Below are 25,247 nucleotides of genomic sequence, written 5' to 3' on the forward strand. Positions count from 1 at the left end.
ATACGCATGAAAATGAAGTGGCGTTTTGGCTTAAGAAGTAAGCTGTTTTTATTATCAGGCTTTCTTTTTACTATTCCATGGTTTGGCTATCAGTATGTCTGGGAAATGGAAAAATATCTCAGGTATGGTCAAGAACAAACCATCATTGGCACTGCTAGGGCTCTCGCCACCGCCATGCATGAGCGTGCAAACTTATTCAATAACCAAGCAAGCTTTTTACCTAGTGTCGAAAAAGGCAAAGACTTATACAGTTATGGTTTATCTGCCCCTATTCAGCTCGATGGTTTGAATAATGATTGGCCAGACTTTGCCAATAAAGCCCACTTTTATCAGCAAAACAACCAACTCTATCAAACGTTAGCACCTGATGAATTATCAATAAACTTTACTGCTGCGGTAGGTACTTATGGAAAATATTTATATTTATATTTCGCAATAATTGATGACAAGGTGATTTATCGCGATAACAATGCCCGTAGCATTACCAATAACGACCATTTAGAATTAGCATTTATTAACCCTAACGGTGTTTTCAGTCGCTTTATTATCAGTAATAAAACAACTGGCTGGATTGATGCTTACCGTATTACCAACATTGAAAATAATATTCCGGTACCCGCCCGCCAAATACAAGGTCATTGGCGAGATACAACACAGGGCTACAATGTAGAAGTAAGGGTGCCACTGACAGAATTTAACGATAATATCGCCTTTGCTGTCCATGATGTTGACAGTCCTCTAGGTGCTATCCAAGCCTCTATTGGCTCAGCAGATCCAAGTTCCGCTGAAACCTTAGGTACAATATTAGTACCCTCCCCCGAAATAGAGCGTATTGTTAAAGGCATGAGCTATACCAATTCTAGTATTTGGGTTGTCGATCAGCACCATCGTGTTCTCGCGACAACAGGTAATATAAAACAGGCCAACGGTGTTTGGGATAAACGAGTTAACCTTAACAATGAGCACAGTGAAAACGATGATGATAATGTTATTATCAATGCTTGGCATATTGTTGAAAGTCATGTGCTTAAACCGCTTTATGATCGAATTATCAGCCAACCTCCAAGTAACTTTATCGATCAACTTTATGACTCAGAAAACCTTACTGGCAAACATATCGAAAGTGCTTTAACAGGCAAGCCGATGTCACAATGGCGTTTAAGTACCGATCAACAAGCCGTTGTATTATCAGCGGCTTACCCAATTTTTATTGATGAACACGTTAAGGGTGCAGTGATTGTTGAAGAAACAACCAATGGTATTCGCACCTTAAGAAACCAAGCATTAGAAAAGCTATTCAGTTCCATTTTGGCCATCATGCTTTTAGGTGCATTAGCATTTTTCTTATTTGCTTCTCGCATTTCAAACCGCATCAGAACCTTAAGTAATCAGGCTGAAATGGCCATTGACGAACATGGTCGTATTAATGGTAATGTCGACACATCGAACACCAATGATGAAATAGGCGATTTATCACGAAGCTTTTCCACTGCAGTTAACCGCCTTGGTCAGTATAATCATTACTTAGAGAATATGTCATCGCGCTTATCACATGAATTGCGCACTCCAATTGCTGTAGTACGAACATCACTAGAAACACTCGCTATGCAACAACAAAGTAGCAACAAATCACCCTCTAATGACGGCAATGATACATCGATGCCCCCTCAAGAAATAGCGAATGAAAACCCTTATTTGTCGCGTGCTCAACAGGGCATCGAACGCTTAAGCTTGATTTTAACTAATATGAATGAAGCCACTCGTATTGAACAAATACTACAAAACACAGATAAAAGTACCTTTGATATTGGCTTAGTGATCAATGGTTGTATGCAAGGCTATCATCTAATTTATCCCCAGATTAACTTTACCTATAATGACATAACGCTCAAAAAGCATTATGTACATGGTTCACCTGAACACATCGCGCAATTATTAGATAAAGTTGTCGCCAATGCGATAGAGTTTTCTGATGATAATGGCGTGGCAATTAATTTCACTTGTGACAGTCACCAGCTTATATTAACGATCAGTAACAATGGCGAGCTATTACCCGAACAAATGAATGAGCAACTTTTTGATTCTATGGTATCAATCAGACAAAAACATAATAACGAGCAACCCCACCTTGGATTAGGCTTATATATTGCGCGCCTAATTTGCCAGTTCCATGGCGGAACAATAAAAGCAGTAAACAAGCTAACTCAACAAGGTGTCGATGTGATAATCAAACTCCCCTTGAGTAAATAGGTTTTAACTCAATAAATTCAGCCAATGTAAACTCAGCATTATTGATTTCAGTTTAATCTGTACAATATGCTAGTTTCGACATTGTTAAAGCGAAGCGTAGGTAATGTGTTTACTTTCAATAATTTAGCCAAATTGCTTGCAATAATTAACGCTATCTAAATACTTATAACACTTTATATCCTACATTCTATCTTTAAATCAGTAAGATAGGTAAAAACTTCAGGGCCAACCTGAACAGTTGCTCAAATACAGATTGAACGATCATTCAATCACCTTTATAGTAGACACTCTAGTCACGTAATGACCTACTTGGCATAAACATAAAAAGTAACCTTAGCTAAATAAAATGAGATTATTGATTGGAGTAATAAAATGAAAGAATTTAAATTACATACCGTAGAATCTGCACCTGAAAAAAGTAAAGCAATGCTAGCAGGCGCGGTAAAACAAATGGGCGTTATTCCAGGCTTGTATGCTGTAATGGCTGAATCTCCAGAAATATTAAAAGCTTATCAGGAGTTACACCAATTATTCACGGCAACTTCTTTCAATGCTGAAGAGCTGACCGTTGTGTGGCAAACCATTAATGTTGAACATGCATGTCATTATTGTGTTCCGGCACATACCGGCATTGCACATGCAATGAAAGTTGATCCAGCAATAACCGAAGCATTGCGAAACCAAACACCAATGCCAACCGCTAAGTTACAAGCACTTCATGACTTTACTTTGGCGATGGTACGTCACCGTGGTGCTGTTTCACAAGAACAAATGAAGGCATTTTTTAACGCCGGCTATGGTCAAAAACAAGTATTGGAAGTTATTCTAGGCTTATCTCAAAAAGTGATCAGTAACTATGTCAATCATGTAGCAGATACGCCTGTTGACTCAATGTTCAAAGAATTTGTTTGGACAAAGTAATATAAAACGACTAGGGCAAGTTTATTGCCCCCACAAATAATGCGCACAAGGTAACAACATCATGATGATTTCACTGCTTGGTTTTATGCTGTTGAATATCGCTTTAGCCCATTACTTTTACATGCTAAAGAAGAGTAAAACTCCAAAGAAAGCTGTTTTTCTTATATTTGCGATGCTTATCGGTTCTTTATTGTCATTATCGGCAATAACAACAGCATTTACCGAACCGGTATCAAACTTAAACCTCATCGTCGTGGTTATTTTAGCTTTGTTGACATGGTCTACATCGGCAATTTTTAGCTTTTTCCTCACAACCAAAGCAACGCCAATTGGTGAAATAAAGGTTTCAGTAGGGGAACAATTTTTACCCTTTACAACAACTAATTTTGATTCTGCATCCTTGAAGGGAAAACGTATATTATTGAAATTTTATCGCGGATCATGGTGTCCTTATTGTTCAACAGAATTAATCATGTTTGAACAACTAAAACCTAAACTCACTGAGTATAATATTGAAATTTTTGCTATCTCAAATGACAGTCCAGCACAGCAGAAAATCCATCGGTTGCGAGATAATATTTCACATACCTTAATATCCGATGAAAATTTAGCGGTTATTCGTCAATATGGCGTTGAACATCATAAAGCACTAGCTGCCACAGCTGATGACACTATGAATATACCCAAGCCACTTGAAAATGCAGTTTCAGCGTTAAGCTAGGAAATCAGCGCAAGGCACAGTACGCAGATAATGGTTATTCCCTTATCAAGTGCTGCACAGCTTTTTTGCTCCAGACAAAAGCTAAGTACATACATCCATGTATGCAACGCTGCACTGGTTTTCTAGCTTAGCGCCCGTAGGGCAAGTCGATAAAGGGTCATCTCCGGCGTTATTGATTTTAACAATGGAACAACCATTACTTTCAATCAATGCCTTGGTGCTAACCCTTTTTCGACTTGCTGAATCCTGCATTTTCAAGTGGTTTGGGTATATATTGGGTATTGCAATGCCTTTGCCTTGGAAAATGAAATATCGACCTATGGCTATTCCAACATCTTTGCTTATTGACGAGACAGGAAACATAATTTGGATTGATCAATCAGCAGATTATAGATTACGCGCTAGCGAAGCTGCGCTAATGTCTGCGGTTAAAAACAGTTTATCAATAAAATAATTAAGAGAAAACTTATGAGAAATAAAATTAAATTAGACATCATTTCAGATGTTGTTTGCCCTTGGTGTATTGTCGGTTATAACCATTTATCGGCAGCAATTGAAGAATTAGGTTTGCAAGATAAAGTGGAAATTGAGTGGCAACCATTTGAGCTAAATCCAGATATGCCACCTGAAGGAGAAGAGCTTCGTGCCCATGTAGCAAGAAAGTATGGCTCAACAAAGGCCGATAGTGATCGCGCAAGAGCAAATATTACCCAAGCAGGTGCGCAATATGGTTTTAAGTTCAATTATGTCGACGGCATGAAAATAGTTAATACTCTAGATGCCCATATTTTATTGGATTATGCTCATCAATTGGGTTTGCAAACAGCGCTTAAGTTACGTCTTTTTTCAGCATTCTTTACCGAAAATAAAGATGTATCCGATCGAAACATACTTATTCAAGAAGCCGAAACGCTAGGTATTAGTGCGCAACAGTCACAAATCGCATTCGCTGATGAGGAAAACAAAAGTCGAATTAAAGCGCGAATAGCACAGTGGCAACAAATGGGTGTAAGTGGCGTGCCAACTGTGGTATTCAATCAAACCAGCGCACTTACGGGGGCTCAACCTCAAGCAACTTTCAAGCAAGTGTTATCTGAACTTGCTGAATCTTTACCTGAATAACAGTACTTTAAGCCTTTCAGCTAAGCAGCTTTACTAAATAACCTGAACTGTGGATAATGAGCGCTACTTATCCAGAGTTCAGGTTAAATAGTACTTTAATTCCAATTAAAATGAGTATAACCCCACCGAGCAGTTCAGCTTTACTTTCCAAATAACTACCACTTCTAGCACCTATAACGACTCCAAGCCAACTAAACAGAAAAGTGACACAGCCAATCATAAAACTCGCAATAAAGGGATTAACATTTAACACTGTTAAGCTGAAGCCTGCAGCCATTGCATCTATGCTTGTTGCTATCGCTAACATTAACATAACGCGATGAGTGACTTTATTAATGTCGTCCTCAATACCTTCTTGAAAAGCTTCATAAATCATTTTTATGCCAATCAATAACAGTAATACGAAGGCGATTAATGGCGCATAAGAATCAATCCAGCCTAAAACACCGCGCCCGCCAAGGTAACCTAATAATGGCATGACACCCTGAAAGATACCAAAGTAAGCAGCAGACATAAAACCTAACGACAGTGTTTTTTTATTGTGTTTTGCGCCCAAACCTATCGAAACAGCAAAGGCATCCATACTTAATGCTATCGCTAAAATAACAACTTCGATCACCAACTTTCCCTCAACATGAGTTTCTACAATGACTTTATATAGCTTTTATGTAGCTTTTATATAACTTTTATATAGCTTTATAAATCCTAAAAGCCTATTGCACTTTGCTTTACCTAGTGCTTGTTAGCCAACGTTGGCTAAAATTTATTTCGCGGTTGGTTTATTAGCAAACAATGATCATGCTTAACTTGTCAGGTTAGTGTTAGATCATTCAACGTGCGAAACCAAGCAAAACTAAGTAAAATCAAGTAAAGCTATGCAAAACAAGACAGTTTTTTATTATGATGTTTATACAGATAATCACTAATACTAATAACCGTTAATAAAAAGAACCGCTAATACATATAATTGTTAACTAAAATTAGCCTATTGATGGCTATGACTAAAGGTCAAAATTCGCCGATGTATAATGGTAACATCAGCGAAATCATCGCAGTCTATTCAATGCCGATATATTTATGTACTTGCACAGATAAGCGCCAGTTATTTTCAATACAGGTGGCAATGGCAAGTTCAGTTGCACGTTGCTTTTGGCTGATGGGTTGTAAATATATTTGCTTATTTTCTACTTGATGCTTTGCCAAGAGTGCTTTCAAATCATCAATGTGCTGCTCAGTACCGACCGGATGCTTAATTTCATTTGCTCGTTGCATAGCACTGGCTAAAATTTTATAACCGCCACGCATATTCACTTTAGGTGATACTGTAACCCAACATTGCGGGGAAACTTTTATTTCAAACGTACCAGAAGTTTCAACTTGGCAGCTATAACCTCTAGCTTCAAAATACAAGCACAGCTCGGTTAGGTCCACCATACAAGGTTCACCGCCAGTAATAACAATATGTTTAGCGTTATATCCTTGCTGAGCAAATATTGCAGCGATATCATCAAGTGATAAATTAGACCATTGTTCAGTCTCTTGCGACTTACTTAATAACTGCTCACTGTTAATTTCTAATTCAGGATGTATATCCCAAGTATGTTTGGTGTCACACCATGAACAAGCAACGGGACAGCCTTGTAAACGTAGAAAGATTGACGGTTGACCAGTATAAGAGCCCTCGCCTTGCAGAGTTTCAAACAATTCATTTATTTTATAACGTGTGGTCATTACTTTAATGCTTAGTTAATTTCGAGTAGAATGCGCAAGTTTTTATTATACCTCAAGAGACCTGTAAATATGAGTAATAAAGTCGTAGTAATTTTTTCCGGTGGCATGGATTCATTCACGGTTCTCAACCGTGCTTTAAAAGACGGAAAAGAAGTCTATGCTTTAACCTTTGATTATGGTCAAAAGCATGTGAAAGAAATTGCCTGTGCAAGTAAAGTATGCGAGCAATTGGGGGTAACTCACAAGGTTATCGACATTTCAGCGATTAACCAGTTACTGGCTGGTTCGTCATTAACTGATGATATTGAAATCCCTGAAGGACATTACGAAGCTGATAATATGAAATCAACTGTTGTGCCTAATCGCAATATGATTTTATTGTCATTAGCGGTTGGTTATGCGGTTTCAGTAAAAGCATCACAAGTTTATTATGGCGCTCACTCAGGCGATCATGCTATTTACCCTGATTGTCGACCTGAGTTCGTGATGAAAATGAACGATGTTTGCCAAATTGCTAACTATGAAGCGGTTGAAATTTTCAGTCCGTATTTAAACGACACTAAATCTGACATATTAACGGACGGCTTAAAAATGGGACTGAGTTATGAAAACACTTGGACTTGTTATAATGGACGTGAAAAAGCTTGTGGTAAATGCGGTGCTTGCCAAGAGCGTTTAGAAGCCTTCGCTGATAATAATGCTAGCGACCCTTTAGCTTATGAATAAACTTTTCAACAATACTAAGCCATAGATTAAACAACTGAAATAGTATTACTGGTAAGCTATGAGCAATAAAAAGGGACATGAAAGTGTCCCTTTTTGCTTTGCTTTATTTATCTAACTACATTACCGCTATTGAGTGAAAAGTGTCTCATGCAAGCGTTCAACAACTTGGTTAGCATCTGCCTCTGGCACAAGAAAGCATAAGTTATGATTGCTTGCCCCGTGGCATATCATACGGATATTAAAGTCATTTACTTTATCGAAAATGCTACTACCGACACCTTTTGTACCATGAATTTTATTCCCGATCACCGCAATTAAGCTTAAGCCATGTTCAACACTGACTTCACAAAGTTGCTCTAACTCTTCCACAACGGCTTGAGTTAACAAAGATTGTGTTGAACCATGTGGATTATCAAAAGTTAACGCAACACTGATTTCGCTGGTAGTAATCAAGTCGACACTGAGTTGATGTTTGGCCAAAACAGTAAAAACTTTTGCTAAAAAGCCGCTAGCGTGTAGCATTTGTGGGCTTTTTACCGTCACAAGTGTTTGTTCACGTCGTAGCGCGATTGAACGATATGTCGGGTTAGATTCTACGTGACGCTGAATACGTGTTCCGCCGGCATCAGGCTCTTTACTCGAACCAACAAACACCGGAATATCTTGACGCATAGCAGGAATAAGCGTGGCGGGATGAAGGATTTTAGCGCCAAATGTGGCCATTTCAGCAGCTTCACCAAAACTTATCTCGTTAATTGAACGCGCTTGTTCTGTTATGCGTGGGTCAGTGGTAAAAATACCGACTACATCGGTCCAAATACTTAAATTGCTAGCTTGTAGTGCTTCAGCTAACAGTGCTGCACTATAATCAGAGCCGCCTCGACCGAGTGTCGTCGTGTTGCCTTGTTGGTCGCTACCAATAAAGCCCTGGGTGACGATAACTTGATCGGCCAATTTGGGTAAAAGCAACGCCTGTGCATTAATGGCTAGCTGCGCTAAATCCACTTGTGCTTTGCCATAAAGATCATCGGTTTTCATGATTTGGCGAACATCAAAGTAATGGCCATTAACTCCGAGGCTTTGTAATACATGTGCGAAAATTCGCGAACTTAATTGTTCACCAAAGCTCAGGATTTGATCACTATTTTGCACGCTAAAGTTTGCTGCTTGTTTTTCTGCACAAATAGCTAACGCCTCTAAAAGTCCAGTGATTTCTAAATCTAAACTTGCTTGACAAGTTAAATGCTGTGTAATTGCAAACTGAATGTTAGCAATAGCCGAAATGATATCTTTTTGCTCACTTGCCGGGACATTTTCTTGGCTTAACCGAACTAAGTTATTGGTTACACCTGCACTTGCTGAAACCACAACAACGCGATTACAGCTATCGTTTTTAATAATATGAGCACAACGCATCATGGCTTGATAGTCAGCAACACTGGTGCCACCAAATTTTGCGACGGTTATTTCATCAGCCCTTGCTTTACTAACGATTACTGACATGCAAGTTCTCCATGCGATTGAACATTTGAATAACGAAAATTAGTCCAAAGTATCTGGCTAGATAGATAAACCACTAAAGACCGAACAATGCGGCTTGTAAGATGAGATGTTAACATAAAAATTCTCCCTAATAGCGAGCTAATACTTGATATTTGTAAAATAAATCAACTATAAAAAGCTAAAAATAAACAGGAAGAGCATGACTGAGTGTAGAGCGAATAAGGTTAAAACAACCGGAAATTCAGGCGGTACTATTCAGCCAGAAGCTCTCCACCCAAATCTAGAAAACCATTGTTTTCTAGTGGTGACAGCCCTAAGGATTCAGCCTTAGTGACCGAATGCAATATGCCCCCATATTAACATTCTCGGCAATTGTCCCCCTCAGTAACAGTCATAGGATGGGGTCCTCGTATTACTTACCTGGCAATTGCACCTCTTCTGGTGTGAAAATTTGTATAATTACTCATAAACACTAGATTTATAATATAGTTATAAAATAGTTGAGTAAAAATTCTAATTTTCAACAGCGCTATTAAACCTCATTTAAATTAAAATATCAACAGACTTTTAGACGTCCAAAAAATTAAAAATTTAGCTACTGATACTCCTTCATATAATTGCTATGCTTGACTAGCAGAGAATTTAAAATTAATTATTGCTTTGGAATGAATAACATGGATTTATTTTTACTGAAAAAAATAATCAGCTTTATGCTGATGCCTTTGAGCATTATTTTATTACTTTTATTTATCGCTATGCTTTTTTATCGGTTAAAACCCAAACTCAGTTTCTCATCATTACTGCTTGCAACGACGTTATTATTTTTCAGTAGCTTTGCGCCTTTATCAGATACCTTAATGACTCCGTTGGAAAATAATTATCCTGCTTTTACCAAAAGCGAGAAGCCCATTGATTATATTATTATATTAGGTGGCGCTCACCGATCAGCTAAAGGTTTACCTGCAACAAGCCAATTAAAATCCAGCTCACTGGCAAGGTTAGTTGAAGCAGTTCGTATTTATCACTTACATCCCGAAGCACAAATAATAACCTCTGGCTATGCCAGTGATGACGAAAGTTCAAATGCCGAAAAAGTTAAACAGGCTGCCATTATATTGGGGATACCAAAACATAAAATACTGACAGAGAATTTTCCACAAGATACTGAAGAGGAAGCACAGCTCATTGCTCCTAGGGTATTAAATAGAAATGTTGTGTTAGTGACTAGCGCTAGTCACTTGCCCCGTGCTATGGCTTATTTTAAAAAGTATGGCGTTAATGCCATACCAGCGCCGGCAAGCCCTTCTGTAAAAGACAATGGACAAAAATCTTGGTCTTACTATCTGCCTCATGTGACAAAATTACAACAAACTACTGGCGCATGGTATGAAGCACTTGGTCGGATCGTACAATGGCTTAAAAGCTAACTAAAATGAGAGTACCAATTTTACATAACGGGTACTAAATCACCGATAGCCTTCTATGCAGGATTGTCAATATCGATAAATGTAGCGTCTACTGGCAGATGTTGATTAAAGTAATCTGCCAATGCTTTTGCACCGTAACGCTCGGTAGCATGATGCCCAGCACAATAAAAGTGAATGTCCATTTCGCGGGCAATATGCGTTGTTTGCTCCGACACTTCGCCACTGATAAAAGCATCAATACCCTGCTCAGCCGCTAATTCAATAAAATTTTGTCCACCACCGCTACACCAAGCAACCGTTTTTATGATTTTGTTTGATGGAGGGGCAATATGAAGGCAAACACGATTAAGCTGCGTATTAATACGTTGCTCCAAGGCTTGAGGCGTAATTGCTTGTGCAAAATCACCACGTACCGATACACTCAAATCGTTACCAGCTTCAAGTGGTTTAACATTATCGATACCAAACAATTTAGCTAATTGCGCGTTATTACCCAACGTTGGGTGAATATCCAGCGGCAAATGATAAGCAAATAAATTAATATCATGGTCTAACAAGGCTTTGATACGCTTATGTTTCATGCCACGAATAACATAGCTTTCATTTTTCCAAAAGAAACCGTGATGCACAACCAACGCATCAGCTTGTTGTACAATAGCTTGTTCAATTAACGCTTGTGTTGCTGTTACGCCAGTAATAACTTTTGCTATTTTTTCACGCCCTTGAATTTGTAAGCCATTTGGACAGAAGTCTTTGATCTGTTCTGGCTTTAATAAAGTGTTCAAATATTTTTCGAATTCATGAAGATGCATGGCTTAATTTTAACCTTTAATTACATGTTATTATTGAGTAATGCGACTATATGAGCATTACTTAGTCAATTTTTTTATTTTTCTTGATGAGTTCATCGTTGGTACTTTTACCGGTTCAAAACGTGGTCTTAACTGCCATTTCGCTTTAATAGGCGTTAAAGGTAACACGCGTTTTTTAGCAACGATGATATAAACAGAGCCTAAGCTTGGAAAATAGCGATCGGCTAATTTACGCCAGTACTCACTGAACAATCCGGACTTCATTTGCCCTGAGAGTGAAGAATGTAAAACCCGTCGATCGAGTTGGATTTCAAAGCCCATTAAATGTAACCAATCTTTCACTCGCATTGGTGAGAATAATCTTTCATTCCAAGGAGTTTGTTTTCGTCTATAAGGGATAAACTTGTTTACCCCCGCCAGACTAAAAGGATTAAAGCCCGTGATCACCAAATAACCATTTGGGATCAATACCCGGTTCGCTTCACGCACTACATGGTGTGGATCTAATGAAAACTCTAAGGCATGCGCCAACACGCAAACGTCGACACTATGCTCTTGCAAGGGTAAGTCATCAATTTCAGCAACAATATCACAATTTTCAAGCTGATTACTCAAGGTTAATTGATGTTTAATCAGGCTTTTACCACTATCAACACCACCACTTAACGCACCAATTTTTAGCATATGATATCCAAAAAACTTTGGCCACCACGGTGCTAAGGTTTGGTTTATATTAGCAACAATCAATTCACCATTAGGCAAATGTTGCCATGACTTAGGGTACGATGGATGTCGAAAAGCAAGTGCAGGCTTCATTATGTTAAACATCGGAAAAAATGAGTATAATCATAGCTTCAGTATACTCAGGAGCCGCACATGCTGCAAAGTCAAAGCACCACTAATATGAAAGTTTCCATGATAAAGGCCTTTTCAGATAATTATATTTGGGCTATTTCATCAAATTCAGGCAATAAACTTGCTTTAGTTGATCCAGGCGATGCTGATGTTTGTATCGAGTATATTGAACAACAAAGCATGCAGCTATCTACAATTTTGATCACTCATCACCACGCAGATCATGTTGGTGGTATTAATAAATTAGTGGCTTATTGCCAGAGTAAGCAATGGCCATTGACCGTGTATGGTCCAGAAAGTGAAAACATCCCACACTGTGATATCGCACTTAACGAAAGCCATAAAGTAAATTTAGCTGAGTTAGCGCTTGAGTTTACAGTTTTCGATCTGCCTGGGCACACCAGTGGTCATATTGCCTATTTATCACAGGATAATTTATTCTGTGGCGACACTTTGTTTTCAGGAGGTTGTGGTCGCCTTTTTGAAGGAACGCCCAGCCAAATGTTAAGCTCTTTAGAAAAGCTATCTGCCCTACCAGAGCGCACCCATGTTTATTGCGCACATGAATATACCCTAGCTAACTTAAATTTTGCACTGAGTGTCGAACCAAGTAATAGCGAATTAGTGCATTATTATAATCAAGTAATACAAAAGCGTGAACAAGATATTGCCACAATCCCAAGCTCAATCATGCTAGAGAAAAAAATTAATCCATTTTTACGTTGTCATAAAGCAAGTTTAATGACTAGTGCCAGTGAATTTAGCGGTGATGAGGTGGATGATAAATTGAAAACCTTTAGCATTATTCGGGCATGGAAGGATAATTTCTAATGCTTTTTAGCGTGCAATTGTTGAATATGCTGACTAAATAAGTGACACTGGCGGCAAGTAAATTAGAAAAGACACTGCATGAAGTACCTAACATTATCTATCGCAACCGTTCTATTGTTGTCCGGTTGCCAATCTATTTTAAATCAAACCGAGTCCAATACCCCTGAAACTAATGCCGAAAATCAAGCATTAATCGATGTAGCTTCAGCAGCAGAAATCAATCAGGCCTTATTGATGGATGAAGCCATAGATGTTATTCACCCGATCGCGGATGGTAATATTGACCTAGGCAACGATGTTCAAGAAAGCTATCTATCTAATGATGTTTGGCAACGTATTAGAAGCAAACTTGAGCTTACCATACCTGAAAACTCGCGCGTTGCCAGCCAACGCGCTTGGTTCATTAAGCACCCAAGTTATTTAAATCGTGTTGCAAAACGTGCAGAGCCTTTTTTGTTTTATATAGTAGAAGCATTAGAAGCTAATGATATTCCGGTTGAAATTGCCTTACTGCCCATTGTTGAAAGTGCTTTTGATCCCTTTGCCTACTCACATGGTAGAGCATCTGGTATGTGGCAATTTGTTCCAGGCACAGGCAAACGTTTTGGTATGAAACAAAACTGGTGGTATGACGGACGACGTGATGTTGTCGCTTCTACCCAAGGTGCGATTAAGTATTTAAAGTATTTACATAAATTTTTCGACGGTGATTGGATGCTTGCACTAGCAGCCTACAATTCCGGAGAAGGTCGCGTACAGCGCGCTGTTAGAAGTAACAAAAAGAAAAATCGCCCTACTGATTTTTGGTCATTAGACTTACCAAAAGAAACTCGTGCCTATGTCCCGAAATTATTAGCCTTAGCTGATATCGTCAAGCGTAGTGATGAATTCAAAATAAAACTGCATAAAATTGATAATAGCGCGGTTATCAGTCAGGTCGATATTGGCTCACAGCTCGATTTAGCAAAAGCTGCGCAATTAGCACAGCTATCATTAACTGAGTTACAACGCTTGAACCCAGGTTTCAACCGTTGGGCGACAGATCCTGATGGTCCGCATTACTTATTATTGCCTAATCATAAAGTCGCGCCATTTCAAGAGGGCCTAGCAAAATTAGCGAAGAAAGATCGCTTAGCTTGGCAACGCTACAAAATTAAAAATGGTGATAGTTTAGGAAAAATAGCGCAAAAATTTAATACCGAAATAGCGTTAATTCAACAAGTTAATAATGTTAAAGGCAATCAAATTAGAGCGGGAAAATTTTTATTAATTCCAGTAGCAACAGCCTCTTTAGATAGCTATTTGTTATCGCAAGATCAACGTTTAGCTAAAACACAAAATAAAGTGCTGGCCGGTGAAAAGCGCGTTCATATTGTTAAGTCAGGTGACACATTATGGGACATTAGCCGTGCCTATAAAGTATCAACACGTAGTATCGCAAAATGGAATGGTATGGCGCCAAGAGATACCATTAAGCCCGGACAAAAATTGGTTATTTGGCAAAAAGCAAGCGTAAAAAAACTTGCTTCTAACAGTCAACGCCCCAGCGAACAAGCGATAATGCGCAATATTAATTATCGAGTTCGCAAAGGTGATTCTTTTGCCCGTATCGCTGATAAATTTAATGTATCCATTACCGATATTGAGCGCTGGAATAGTCTTAACCGTAAAAAGTATTTACAACCTGGACAAATGTTAAAACTTTCTGTCGATGTAACGAATAATATCTAATAAGTTATAATACTTCATAAGGTTACTAGCAGTAATAATTGAAAAGCGCTAATGCAATTAGCGCTTTTTTTATATCGACAATATCGTGAACTATAGCCTTATAGTTCTGCAACACCTTGAGTTATAATACTTTTGCTTTGAGTAACAATATCTATTAATACTTTTTTATCAAAGGCTTTAATTCTTGGCGTATGAATATGGCCAACAGGTAAAGTAGGATTAAACTTATTTCTTAACACTATACTTCTATAGCTAATTTCATTCGACAGATAACCACCGCCAGAGCCACTTACCGAGGTTTGCTTGACAATATTTGCCAGTGCTTGAGCATTAAATTCCCCACCAGACAAAGTCGACACTTTACGATTATCATTAACAAGGTAGTTGCCCTCGCCCTTTTGCATTGCTGTTATTGGTAAGCTAAATTCAACAAATTCTGGCCCAAGTAATATTGATGATTTTAACTTTGGTACTAACGGATTAGTTTTTGTCGCACCCGTTAGGACATTAAGGTTATCCGGTGCCTTGGCGCTACGCCTTAACGCAGGATAGCGCTCCAAATCAAAATTTTCTCTGCCCATGCTAACCGTTAACACCATATCAACCGATTGATCTTGAATATATGGGGTAAGTAGTTCTTCTATCATGCCTTGATCAAAGTCACGAAAACGTACCGGAACAATTAATACTTCGATTTCGGCAGTTTTACCATCAATACTAAGCACTAAATCATCTAAAGATAATGCGACAACGCCCGAAGGATTACTTTGATCTATATGGCGGTCGAGAAAGAACGGGTCAAAACCGGTCAGTAATATCTTTTTGTCTGTTTTCTTATCAAAGGCAATATCGGCTTGACCACGAGATTGTAATTCGAGTGTCCAAAGCAGCTTTTGTTGTTGGCTAGCCAGTAAGTTAACAAATGCCTTTGATGAGCGTAATGCTTTACTCATTTGTAAACGTGCCCAATATAATGGCCGGTCGTCATAATCATTCAGTTGATTAAAGGCTTGTTTTGCATCACGCCATAACCCTGAGCCATGACGAGTAGTTAACTGCGTTAAAGCCGTATAGTTGCTCGCTTTAATTAACTGTTCAGTAAAAGTATCTACTCGAGGCTTTAATCTTGCACTCACGTTAGGGATTGATTCAAGTGCCTTCTCAATCCGCTGTTCTTCAACGGTTAATGCTGATAGCGGTTCGGTTTTCGCATGAGAAACAAAGCTCATGCTTAATGATAAGGCAGCTGCAAGGGTAGTAATTTTTTTAGTTTTTAAAGACGTTAACATGATTGACTCTTTTCAAGGTACTCGTTGCCGTTATATGGATAAATGTAACTTTACCTAGTGAATGGAAATAACTTTTAGCTATTGAACAGGTTCATTCAAACACAGATAGTTTTATATTAATGTAATACGTTTTTTAAAACTAGCGCGATATATCGCACTTAAAGTGGTTCTGGTCGCAATTTGGTCAAAATATTGAAGTGCCATAACAGCCTACTAAGTTACCGTGCTGTGCCTGCATGATAAAAACGCGCATAAAAGAAACATCTAACAAAATAAATTGGTTAGTTTTTTCGTGATATCTAGCGTCTACATAGTGTAAGTAATAAAATATTTAGTAATAGATTCAACTATTAAGTGTATATAATTAATTTAACTTAAATTTAGAGTAAAAATACTATTGATTTTTTGTCAAATGCTGTCACAGTGTCTAGACAGTAATTTTGCTGAGCGATAACTTCAAGAAAGCAAATTTCTTCGAAATAAGCGTCTATTACTGATAGGTAAATCACCTAAGGTAATAACCACACAATTTGTCATTTTTAAATATAAAGGGGTAGCACTTCAATGTGTTCGATTTTTTGTATATTAGATATTAAAACTGGTGCTGATGCACTGCGTCCAAAAGCTTTAGAGTATTCTCGTCTTCTTCGTCATCGTGGCCCAGATTGGTCTGGTATTTACAATAATGACAATGCAATTTTAGTCCATGAACGCCTATCCATTGTCGACACTGAACATGGTGCTCAACCACTATATAACGCTGATAAAACGCTAGTTTTGGCGGTTAATGGCGAAATTTATAACCATAAAGCATTGGCTAGCCAATACACCAGTGATTATAACTTTCAAACAGCGTCAGATTGCGAAATTATCATTCCAATGTATGAAAAATTTGGCAGTGACTTTGTTGATAAACTTCAAGGTATGTTTGCTTTTTGTTTATATAATGAGCGTGATAACAGTTACTTAATCGCTCGTGACCACATGGGAATTATCCCGCTTTATACCGGTTATGATGATGAAGGTAATTTCTATGTTGCCTCAGAAATGAAAGCCTTAATGCCGATCTGTAAAACAGTAGCAGAATTTCCTCCTGGACATGTACTTGACAGCCGAGTTGGCAAACTTGAAAAGTACTATCAGCGTAACTGGCAAAAATATTCAGCAATTAAAGATAACAACACAAGTAAAGAAAAATTACGTGAAGCACTAGAAGATTCGGTTAAAAGTCATTTAATGACTGACGTACCTTATGGTGTGCTACTTTCAGGTGGTTTAGATTCATCACTTATTTCAGCCATTACGCAAAAATTTGCCGCACGACGTATCGAAGCAAATGATTTGTCTGAAGCATGGTGGCCGAAAGTGCACTCTTTCGCTTGTGGTTTAGCGGGTTCACCTGACTTAGTTGCAGCGCAAACGGTTGCTGATAGCATAGGCACCATACATCACAGCGTTGTATTCACCGAGCAAGAAGGCATTGACGCGCTTAAAGAAGTAATCTACCACTTAGAGACTTACGATGTAACTACCATTCGCGCATCAACACCTATGTACTTAATGGCGAGAAAAATCAAAGCGATGGGGATTAAAATGGTGCTTTCTGGTGAAGGCGCTGATGAAATATTTGGTGGCTATTTATACTTTCATAAAGCGCCAAATGCTCAAGAATTTCATGAAGAGTTATTACGCAAACTTGAACGTTTACATAAGTTTGATTGTCTTCGCGCTAACAAGTCAATGTCAGCTTGGGGTATCGAAGCACGAGTACCGTTTTTAGATAAAAACTTTATGGATGTAGCTATGCGTATTAATCCTGAAGATAAAATGTGTGGTAATGGTAAAATGGAAAAAGCCATTTTACGTGAATCATTTGAAGGCTACTTACCTAAAGAAATTTTATGGCGTCAAAAAGAGCAGTTCTCTGATGGTGTAGGTTATTCGTGGATCGATGGCTTAAAAAGCTATGTAGAATCACAGGTCAGTGATCAACAACTTGCCAGTGCTAAATTTAAGTTCCCTGTGAATACACCTGACAGTAAAGAAGCTTATTTTTATCGATGTGTTTTTGAAGAAAAATTCCCGTTAGCCTCTGCGGCTGATTGTGTTATCGGTGGAAAGTCTGTTGCCTGTAGCACGCAAGAAGCGTTAGCGTGGGATGAGAGCTTTCAAAATAATGCTGATCCTTCTGGACGAGCAGTACTGAGTGTTCATAACGAGAGTTATTAATAGCCATCAGAAGAACTTGCCAGTAAGATATATAAAAACCGACAAATATGTCGGTTTTTTTGTACAATTTTTACTAAATATTATACAGTTACTGATAATTTAATTTTGTGCATATTTACTTTATCAGATAACAAAATATGTATTCACCATTGTTAGTAGGACGCTCTTTTGTCAAACCGTGTAGAACCTGAAATTCCAAACATTACGCTAGATCGAGATCAAGTTAAAACAACTCGAGACCCTTCGACGCAAATACAAAAAAAAGTAGCAACTCAAGCAGGCGATAATCAAGCAAAGCCCTCTTCCCTATTACGCTCACTTTTATTTCTCATGCCTTACGTTGCGCTAGCTGGCACCGGCTGGTATTTTTATCAGCATCAGCAGAGCACCAGTCAAGCACTGACACAAAGTATCGAAAGAATTCAACAACTTGAAAATCAATTGTCAGCTACGGGTGAAGAAATAGGTGAATCAACAGTTGCATTAAAAGTGAAGCTAGAAACCATTAGCGAAAAAACCGAGTTATTACTAACTGAAATGGATAAGTTATGGGCTTCAGCATGGCGTAGAAATCAAACTGAAATTAAAGCGCTAAATGCTCAGAGCCAAAAATTAGTACAGCAACAAACTAAAAATACGGCATCGGTGAATCAGCAAAGTAACGACATTAATGTTTTAGCTGATAAAGTAACCGCAACAGAGTTTTCAATTAACGCGGTCACTGAACAAATGATTGCAGCAAATACCTTAAAAGATGAGATAAAGAAGCTATCAACTGCACTTAACACTCTTGATGCTGATGCTAAAAGTCGTGACAAGCAACAAATGTTTACGGCAACGAGTATTAACGAGTTTGATACCAGTTTACGCTTACTGATTGAACGTATTGAGCGTATTGAAGCTAAAATTTCTCAGCAAAAAACTTCACCATCCAGTCCGTAAGCTTTAATTAAGTAAATCGTTAACAATCAAGATAGGTAAACTATATTTGGTTTAGATTTAGATTTAAGTAAAATACCAACAAACTAAAAAAGGTCATGCAACATAGCATGACCTTTTTTATCTCCTGCTCATCAACAAGTATCAGAAATAATTTATTATCTTATGGCATCGAGTCAATCGCATAACATTACTTTAAGGTTTGCACTATGTCTTTAATTAATTTGGGCCCTTGATATATAAAGCCTGTATACACTTGCACTAGTTTTGCACCAGCAGCTATCTTTTCTTGGGCATCAGCACCCGAAGCTATACCGCCAACACCAATAATAGGTAGTTTATTATCCAATGCTTTTGCAAGAAGTTTTATCACTTCAGTACTTTTATCTTTTACCGGTGCACCACTTAAACCGCCCTGTTCATTACCAAAAGGTAAATGAGCAACTTTATCTCGAGCTAAAGTTGTATTGGTGGCAATAACCCCATCAATATTATTGGCAATTAAGCACTCAGCAATTGAAGTAACTTCGTCAGCATTTAAATCTGGTGCAATTTTAACTGCAACAGGAATGTACTTACCAAATTTTTTAGCTAATGAGGTTTGTTCCGCTTTTAATGCCGATAATAATTCATTTAACGCCTCACCATATTGTAATGAACGTAAACCTGGGGTGTTAGGTGACGAAATGTTCACCGTAATATAACTCGCAAAATCATAAACCTTACGCATGCAGTGTATATAGTCATCTTTAGCATTCTCATCTGGCGTATCTTTATTTTTACCGATGTTTATACCTAAAACACCTTGGTATTTTGCTTTAATAACTTGATCAACGAGATAATCAACACCTTTATTGTTAAAGCCCATACGGTTAATGATGGCATTCGCTTCGGGTAGCCTGAAAATTCTAGGTTTATCATTGCCGGGTTGTGGTCTTGGCGTTACAGTGCCGATTTCAATAAAACCAAAGCCTAAAGCTTCAAAGGCCTTAATACACTCGCCATTTTTATCTAAACCGGCAGCTAGGCCAACAGGGTTAGGAAATTTAATCCCCATAACCTCAACCGGCTTATTCGGTACTGTTTGCTTATAAAGCATGTTAAGTGCTGTTGCACCGGTTGCTTTAAAGCCTTTAATCGACAACTCGTGAATTGCTTCTGGATCGAATTTAAAAAACACTTTACGAATAGCTGAGTAAAACATAATACCTCTTTAATTTATGACTAATTGCTAAGATATAAATTTCTCAGCATAAACTTGATGACAAAAAAATCCCCGCTCATGGCGGGGATCTTAACACTTAATTCACTGGGTCGCAGTGTAAACTTAATAACATTAATTCTCGTAGCGCAACCGAAAATTTAGCAAACTCATGCGTTTGCCCAATTCTAAAGTCAGCTAAAATATGTTGCCAACGTTCAAGTGGTTGAGCACTATCAACAAACCAAGTTTCTAACATCTCATCTACGTCGGTAGAACCTTTATTACCACGTAATATCACTGAGGTTAATGAGCGTTGTTGCCAATCAAGCTCTTCTCGGAACGATGCCCTTGCCAATGCTTGCCAATGGTTAGCAACAGGTTGTGAAGTTATTTGATCTAAGAACCAATGTAAGTCCAACCTTGCCCCTAATTTGAAGTAAAGGTCTGTTGCAAGCTCAGTTGACACATCTTCAGATTTTTTAATCTCAGCTAAATCCATTACTGAGAATAAAGTACTCAGTAATGAGATTCTTAATGCCACTGCTTTAGGAGCACCCGCCTTAATCAAGTCATCTTCAACGCGTTTAATTTGCGCTGCTTCATCTTCAACCATATAGCTAGTAATATTGTTTGAAAGCTCAGCAAAAGTTGCATGGTAAAATTCAATTGACTGTGCAATGTTTAACGACTTATTGCGATGACGCAAGAACCAACGCGTTGCACGACGTACCGTTCTGCGTAATTGAAATAACATTTCTGTTTGAATTGCAGTCGATATTTTATTATCTAAATCACTGATTTGTTTCCAAATATCTGATAATTCAAATACTGCACTTGCCATTGAATAACAGTTAGCAATTTCAAACGTTGTTGCACCCGTTTCTTCTCTCATGCGATTAACAAAATTAAAGCCCATATCATTACCAATGTTATTGGCTAATTTAGTGGCAATAATTTCAGCTTTTAGCGGATGATCTTGCATTTGTGCGCTGTAGTTATCTTGTAGCTGTTTTGGAAACGCTTCAATTAACAAACTTTGATGAAATTCATTATCAGTAATTTCAGGACAAACAAGCTCTTCTTTTAAAACCATTTTACTATAAGCAAGTAACACTGAAAGCTCTGGGCGCGTTAAACCTTTACCCAACGCTAAACGTTCAGCAATTTCTTCGTCACTTGGAATAAATTCTAATGCTCTGTCTAATTTACCTGAGCGTTCTAATTCAGTAATAAATTGTGCTTGCTCTTTTAATGCACTACCACCACGTAATTCTGTGATTGAAAGTGAATGCGTTTGGCGGTAACAATCTTCAATAACAATATCACCCACTTCATCAGTCATATCATAAAGAATTTTATTACGTTGCTTAACCGTTAAGTCACCATTTTGTACTAAACCGTTTAGTAAAATTTTAATATTTACTTCGTTATCAGAACAATCTACGCCACCCGCATTATCTACGAAATCAGCGTTGATTCGACCACCTTTGGCAGCAAATTCAATACGACCTAAATGTGTTAGACCTAAATTACCACCTTCGCCAACGACTTTAGCTTGTAACTCTACACCATTAATGCGCAGTGAATCATTAGCACGATCACCTACTTCTAGGTGAGACTCTTTAGAGCCTTTAACATAAGTACCTATGCCACCATTCCACAATAAATCAACCTTCATCTTCAATAGAGCTTGAATTAGGTCGTTAGGCGCCATCGTTTGTTTTTGCGTGCCGATCATTTTCTTAATTTGCGGCGTCAACTTAATTGACTTAGCAGAGCGATTAAATAAGCCACCACCTTCTGACACTAGTGACATGTCAAAATCTTCCCAAGAACAACCTGGCAGATTAAATAAACGTTCACGCTCAACATAAGTTGATGCGGCATCTGGCGTAGGATCTATAAAGATATGTAAATGGTTAAACGCCGCTTGTAAGCGAATATGTTTTGATAACAACATACCGTTACCAAAAACATCGCCCGCCATGTCACCGACACCAACTACAGTAAAGTCGGTCGTTTGGCAATCAATGTCCATTTCACGGAAATGGCGTTTAACGGATTCCCAAGCACCTTTAGCAGTAATCCCCATGCCTTTATGGTCATAGCCGACACTACCGCCTGAAGCGAAAGCATCACCTAACCAAAAGTTAAACTCGTCTGAAATACCATTGGCGATATCAGAGAAAGTTGCTGTGCCTTTATCTGCGGCGACAACTAGGTACGGGTCATCTTCATCATGACGCACAACATTTACTGGCGGTACAATTTCACCAGCAACAATATTATCCGTAATATCTAATAAGCCACGTATAAAGGTGCGGTAACATTCTTTACCGGCTTCGAAGATTGCATTTCTATCGCCATTAGGCAACTGCTTACAAACAAAACCACCTTTAGCACCTACAGGTACAATAACGGTATTTTTCACTTGTTGTGCTTTAACGAGACCTAAGACTTCGGTACGGAAATCTTCACGGCGATCAGACCAACGTAAACCACCACGAGCAACTTTACCACCACGTAAATGAACACCTTCAACTTGTGGTGAATAAACAAATATTTCAAATTTAGGCAACGGTAAAGGTACATCCGTAATTTGCGCTGGTAAAATTTTGAATGAAATATAAGACTTCTCGCCGGTTTCAGGATGCGGTTGGAAGTAGTTTGTACGAATAGTTGCGTTGATCATCTCAACAAAGCGACGAATAATACGATCGTCATCCAAGTTGGCAACACTATCAAGTGAAGATTCAATACTGGTAAGTACTTTCTCTATTGCTTTTTCATTTAACTTTTTCCCAGGCGAGAAGCGTAAGTTAAATAACTTAATTAATAATTTTGCAATACTAGGGTATCGTGCAAACGTATCTTCAATGTAGTTTTGGCTAAAAGTACCACCAATTTGGCGTTCATACTTAGCATAAGCACGTACTATTGATACTTCACGACCACCAAGCTCTGCACCTAAAATTAAACGGTTGAAGCCATCATCCTCTAACTGTCCTGACCATACTTTTGCAAAAGCATCTTGAAATAAGCTTTGAACAATCTCTAAGTTAAACTTACCTTTACCAGTTAGTAACATCGAGAAGTCTAAAATCCAATATACTTCACCATTTTCAGTTTTAACCGCGTAAGGACTTTCACCAATAACACGTAAACCGAAGTTTTCCAACATAGGCAAAACGTCTGATAAATGTAATGGCTCACCTGAGTGAAATAGCTTTAATTTTACAAAGCGGCTATCAGCATCTTCTTCTTGTGGCTGATAAAACAACATTTCTAATTGATTATCTGCAGATAAAGCTTCAAATTTTTCAATATCTACAATGGCAGTACCTGGCAGTACTTCATCTTTGTAAGCTTGTGGAAAGCTAGCGTATTTACGGCTTAATGCCTTGCCTTTCGCTTCACCTTTATGCGAATTTAAGGCGTCAGCCAGATTATCATCCCAACTGCGCGCTGCATGATTTAAGTTTTTTTCTATTTCTTTCACATTAATGTCTGCTTTTGTCGAGTTAACTCTAACGATATAGTGGGTACGTGCTTGTGCTGATTCTGAAAAGTAAGTAGTAAACTCTACTTCTTCTTCACTACCTAACGCTTCTTGTAATAACTTTTGAGTGTTAATACGTAATGCTGTGTTGTAGCGCTCACGTGGCACATAAACCATACAAGAGTAAAAGCGATCAAAAGCATCTCTGCGCATAAACAAGCCAGAATAATCTCGTTCTTGCATTTGAAAAATACCCATAACATTTTTCAAAAGTTCTGCCGGTGAACTTTGTAAAATTTCATCTCTTGGGTAAGTTTCAAGAATATTGATTAGCGCTTTATAAGCGTGTGTGCCTTTCGCAAATCCTGAGTCGTTACAAACACCAACAACTTTGGATTTTATTAATGGTAAATCTAGCGCACTATTGGTGTAATAAGCCGAACCAAACAAACCAACAAAACGTTCTTCACCAATTACATTACCTTTATCATCAAAACGCTTAACACCGATATAATCAAGATGTGCAGGACGATGAACACGTGATTTAGCGTTAGTTTTTGTCAGTATAAGTAAATTACTACCTAGCGCAATTTTGCGCGCTGACTCACTTAAACTAGAAATAAGACGTTCTTTGCTACCGTCGTACTGATTCATTAAGCCTAAACTCGATTCAACATCAGTTGACAAGGCCATATCGCCTTCCAAAGTTTTGATATGGTATGAGCGATAGCCCAGTAAAGTAAAATTATCTGCTAACATCCATTCCAAGAAGCTTATGCTGTCTTCATGCTCTTCTTTTGAACAAGGTAGTGATTTCGCTTGCTTAACTTCTTTAATAACACTGCGTAGGCGTGCTTGCATTGGTTGCCAGTCATTAACTGTCACGGCAATATCACTGACCACTGAATGCAGCTCTTTGGTAATATTCGTGAGTACATTCGCGTCATTTTGGCGGTCAATTTCAATGAAGAAAACTGTTTCAACTGAAGTTGATTTGAATGATTGATCAGCCGCAGCAGATAGCTGCTTGATATTTTTACTACGATCACGAATAATTTTTATTGGAGAATTCAGCATTAAGTGTGGCGTAAGATTTAGTCGACTTAACGCAATGCGCACAGAATCAACTAAAAATGGCATGTCTCTTACTATTATTTCAATAATAGTATGGCTTGATTTCCAACCATTTTTAGATACCTGTGGATTAAATACTTTGATCACAGGTTTATCATCTTGATGATCGTTTAATGTGTTCCAAAGACTTAGTGTGGCACCGTACATGTCACTGTCATTTCTATGATCTAAATCTAAGGTTGAAATATTCTTATAAAGCAGCTCGGCAAATTGTTTCACAAGAGGAGCTGTTGCCGCAGGAACTTTTTGTTGTATTAACTGTGCTACGTTCGAAAGTATCACAGAGGGTAAACCGTCTACTAACGCCATGCCTTTTTCCTTTT

At 38.2% G+C, this 25,247-nt stretch carries 19 protein-coding genes and 1 riboswitch; of the genes, 11 read left to right on the forward strand and 8 right to left on the reverse strand.

Annotated features, from left to right (window positions below; genetic code table 11):
- Window positions 1-6 precede the first annotated feature (6 nt).
- The 5 genes from pdsS (at window position 7) to B0169_RS10990 (ending at window position 5,014) form a co-directional block, all read left to right on the forward strand.
- Window positions 7-2,250, forward strand: coding sequence for a proteobacterial dedicated sortase system histidine kinase (gene pdsS, locus B0169_RS10970; RefSeq protein WP_143323514.1), 2,244 nt, complete (start codon window positions 7-9; stop codon window positions 2,248-2,250).
- Between the two features lie 372 nt (window positions 2,251-2,622).
- Entirely contained in the window at window positions 2,623-3,171 is a 549-nt protein-coding gene (locus tag B0169_RS10975; protein ID WP_077286014.1) for a carboxymuconolactone decarboxylase family protein, read from the forward strand.
- 61 nt (window positions 3,172-3,232) lie between these two features.
- Window positions 3,233-3,892 carry a peroxiredoxin family protein gene (locus B0169_RS10980; protein ID WP_077286015.1) on the forward strand — a complete coding sequence of 220 codons (660 nt, stop codon included), beginning with the start codon at window positions 3,233-3,235 and terminating at the stop codon, window positions 3,890-3,892.
- A 97-nt stretch (window positions 3,893-3,989) separates the two neighbouring features.
- Entirely contained in the window at window positions 3,990-4,346 is a 357-nt protein-coding gene (locus tag B0169_RS10985; protein ID WP_077286016.1) for a hypothetical protein, read from the forward strand.
- Between the two features lie 14 nt (window positions 4,347-4,360).
- Entirely contained in the window at window positions 4,361-5,014 is a 654-nt protein-coding gene (locus tag B0169_RS10990; RefSeq protein ID WP_077286017.1) for a DsbA family oxidoreductase, read from the forward strand.
- A gap of 67 nt (window positions 5,015-5,081) precedes the next feature.
- On the opposite strand, the gene B0169_RS10995 is transcribed toward B0169_RS10990, so the two are convergent.
- Together B0169_RS10995 and queE are read right to left on the reverse strand one after the other, a co-directional pair.
- Window positions 5,082-5,633: a manganese efflux pump MntP gene (locus tag B0169_RS10995; protein ID WP_077286018.1), complete on the reverse strand. Its 552-nt coding sequence runs from the start codon at window positions 5,631-5,633 to the stop codon at window positions 5,082-5,084.
- Window positions 5,634-6,070: 437 nt separating this feature from the next.
- Window positions 6,071-6,745 (reverse strand): 7-carboxy-7-deazaguanine synthase QueE, encoded by a 675-nt coding sequence (gene queE / locus B0169_RS11000; protein ID WP_077286019.1) that lies wholly within the window; start codon window positions 6,743-6,745, stop codon window positions 6,071-6,073.
- Between the two features lie 69 nt (window positions 6,746-6,814).
- On the opposite strand from queE, the gene queC reads away from it, so the two are divergent.
- A complete protein-coding gene (gene queC, locus B0169_RS11005) occupies window positions 6,815-7,471 on the forward strand; it encodes a 7-cyano-7-deazaguanine synthase QueC (protein ID WP_077286020.1) in 657 nt (218 codons plus the stop codon).
- Between the two features lie 126 nt (window positions 7,472-7,597).
- On the opposite strand, the gene lysC is transcribed toward queC, so the two are convergent.
- Window positions 7,598-8,974 (reverse strand): lysine-sensitive aspartokinase 3, encoded by a 1,377-nt coding sequence (gene lysC, locus B0169_RS11010; protein WP_077286021.1) that lies wholly within the window; start codon window positions 8,972-8,974, stop codon window positions 7,598-7,600.
- A gap of 255 nt (window positions 8,975-9,229) precedes the next feature.
- Window positions 9,230-9,420: riboswitch (Lysine riboswitch) on the reverse strand.
- A 228-nt stretch (window positions 9,421-9,648) separates the two neighbouring features.
- Between lysC and B0169_RS11015 the strand changes: the two genes are divergently transcribed.
- The gene (locus tag B0169_RS11015) at window positions 9,649-10,401 is read left to right on the forward strand and encodes an ElyC/SanA/YdcF family protein (protein ID WP_077286022.1); all 753 of its coding nucleotides are present in this window, start codon (window positions 9,649-9,651) and stop codon (window positions 10,399-10,401) included.
- A 53-nt stretch (window positions 10,402-10,454) separates the two neighbouring features.
- Here B0169_RS11015 and B0169_RS11020 read toward each other — a convergent pair whose 3' ends face one another.
- Together B0169_RS11020 and B0169_RS11025 are read right to left on the reverse strand one after the other, a co-directional pair.
- Window positions 10,455-11,213 (reverse strand): Nif3-like dinuclear metal center hexameric protein, encoded by a 759-nt coding sequence (locus B0169_RS11020; RefSeq protein WP_077286023.1) that lies wholly within the window; start codon window positions 11,211-11,213, stop codon window positions 10,455-10,457.
- Window positions 11,214-11,270: 57 nt separating this feature from the next.
- Entirely contained in the window at window positions 11,271-12,029 is a 759-nt protein-coding gene (locus B0169_RS11025; RefSeq protein WP_077286024.1) for a class I SAM-dependent methyltransferase, read from the reverse strand.
- Between the two features lie 60 nt (window positions 12,030-12,089).
- Here B0169_RS11025 and gloB point away from each other — a divergent pair, with 60 nt between their 5' ends.
- Window positions 12,090-12,899 (forward strand): hydroxyacylglutathione hydrolase, encoded by an 810-nt coding sequence (gene gloB / locus B0169_RS11030; protein ID WP_235838546.1) that lies wholly within the window; start codon window positions 12,090-12,092, stop codon window positions 12,897-12,899.
- 78 nt (window positions 12,900-12,977) lie between these two features.
- The gene (locus B0169_RS11035) at window positions 12,978-14,630 is read left to right on the forward strand and encodes a LysM peptidoglycan-binding domain-containing protein (protein ID WP_077286025.1); all 1,653 of its coding nucleotides are present in this window, start codon (window positions 12,978-12,980) and stop codon (window positions 14,628-14,630) included.
- A 98-nt stretch (window positions 14,631-14,728) separates the two neighbouring features.
- On the opposite strand, the gene B0169_RS11040 is transcribed toward B0169_RS11035, so the two are convergent.
- Entirely contained in the window at window positions 14,729-15,919 is a 1,191-nt protein-coding gene (locus tag B0169_RS11040; protein ID WP_235838547.1) for a hypothetical protein, read from the reverse strand.
- A 564-nt stretch (window positions 15,920-16,483) separates the two neighbouring features.
- Here B0169_RS11040 and asnB point away from each other — a divergent pair.
- Window positions 16,484-18,148, forward strand: coding sequence for an asparagine synthase B (gene asnB, locus B0169_RS11045; RefSeq protein WP_077286026.1), 1,665 nt, complete (start codon window positions 16,484-16,486; stop codon window positions 18,146-18,148).
- 168 nt (window positions 18,149-18,316) lie between these two features.
- Complete coding sequence (locus tag B0169_RS19445; protein WP_077286027.1) at window positions 18,317-19,090, forward strand: hypothetical protein; 774 nt, start codon at window positions 18,317-18,319, stop codon at window positions 19,088-19,090.
- 187 nt (window positions 19,091-19,277) lie between these two features.
- On the opposite strand, the gene pyrD is transcribed toward B0169_RS19445, so the two are convergent.
- Window positions 19,278-20,291: a quinone-dependent dihydroorotate dehydrogenase gene (gene pyrD, locus B0169_RS11055; protein WP_077286028.1), complete on the reverse strand. Its 1,014-nt coding sequence runs from the start codon at window positions 20,289-20,291 to the stop codon at window positions 19,278-19,280.
- 97 nt (window positions 20,292-20,388) lie between these two features.
- A complete protein-coding gene (locus B0169_RS11060; RefSeq protein ID WP_077286029.1) occupies window positions 20,389-25,233 on the reverse strand; it encodes an NAD-glutamate dehydrogenase in 4,845 nt (1,614 codons plus the stop codon).
- Window positions 25,234-25,247: the final 14 nt, after the last annotated feature.

The organism is Cognaticolwellia aestuarii (genome assembly GCF_002000025.1).
In the GTDB taxonomy this organism is placed as follows: domain Bacteria; phylum Pseudomonadota; class Gammaproteobacteria; order Enterobacterales; family Alteromonadaceae; genus Cognaticolwellia; species Cognaticolwellia aestuarii.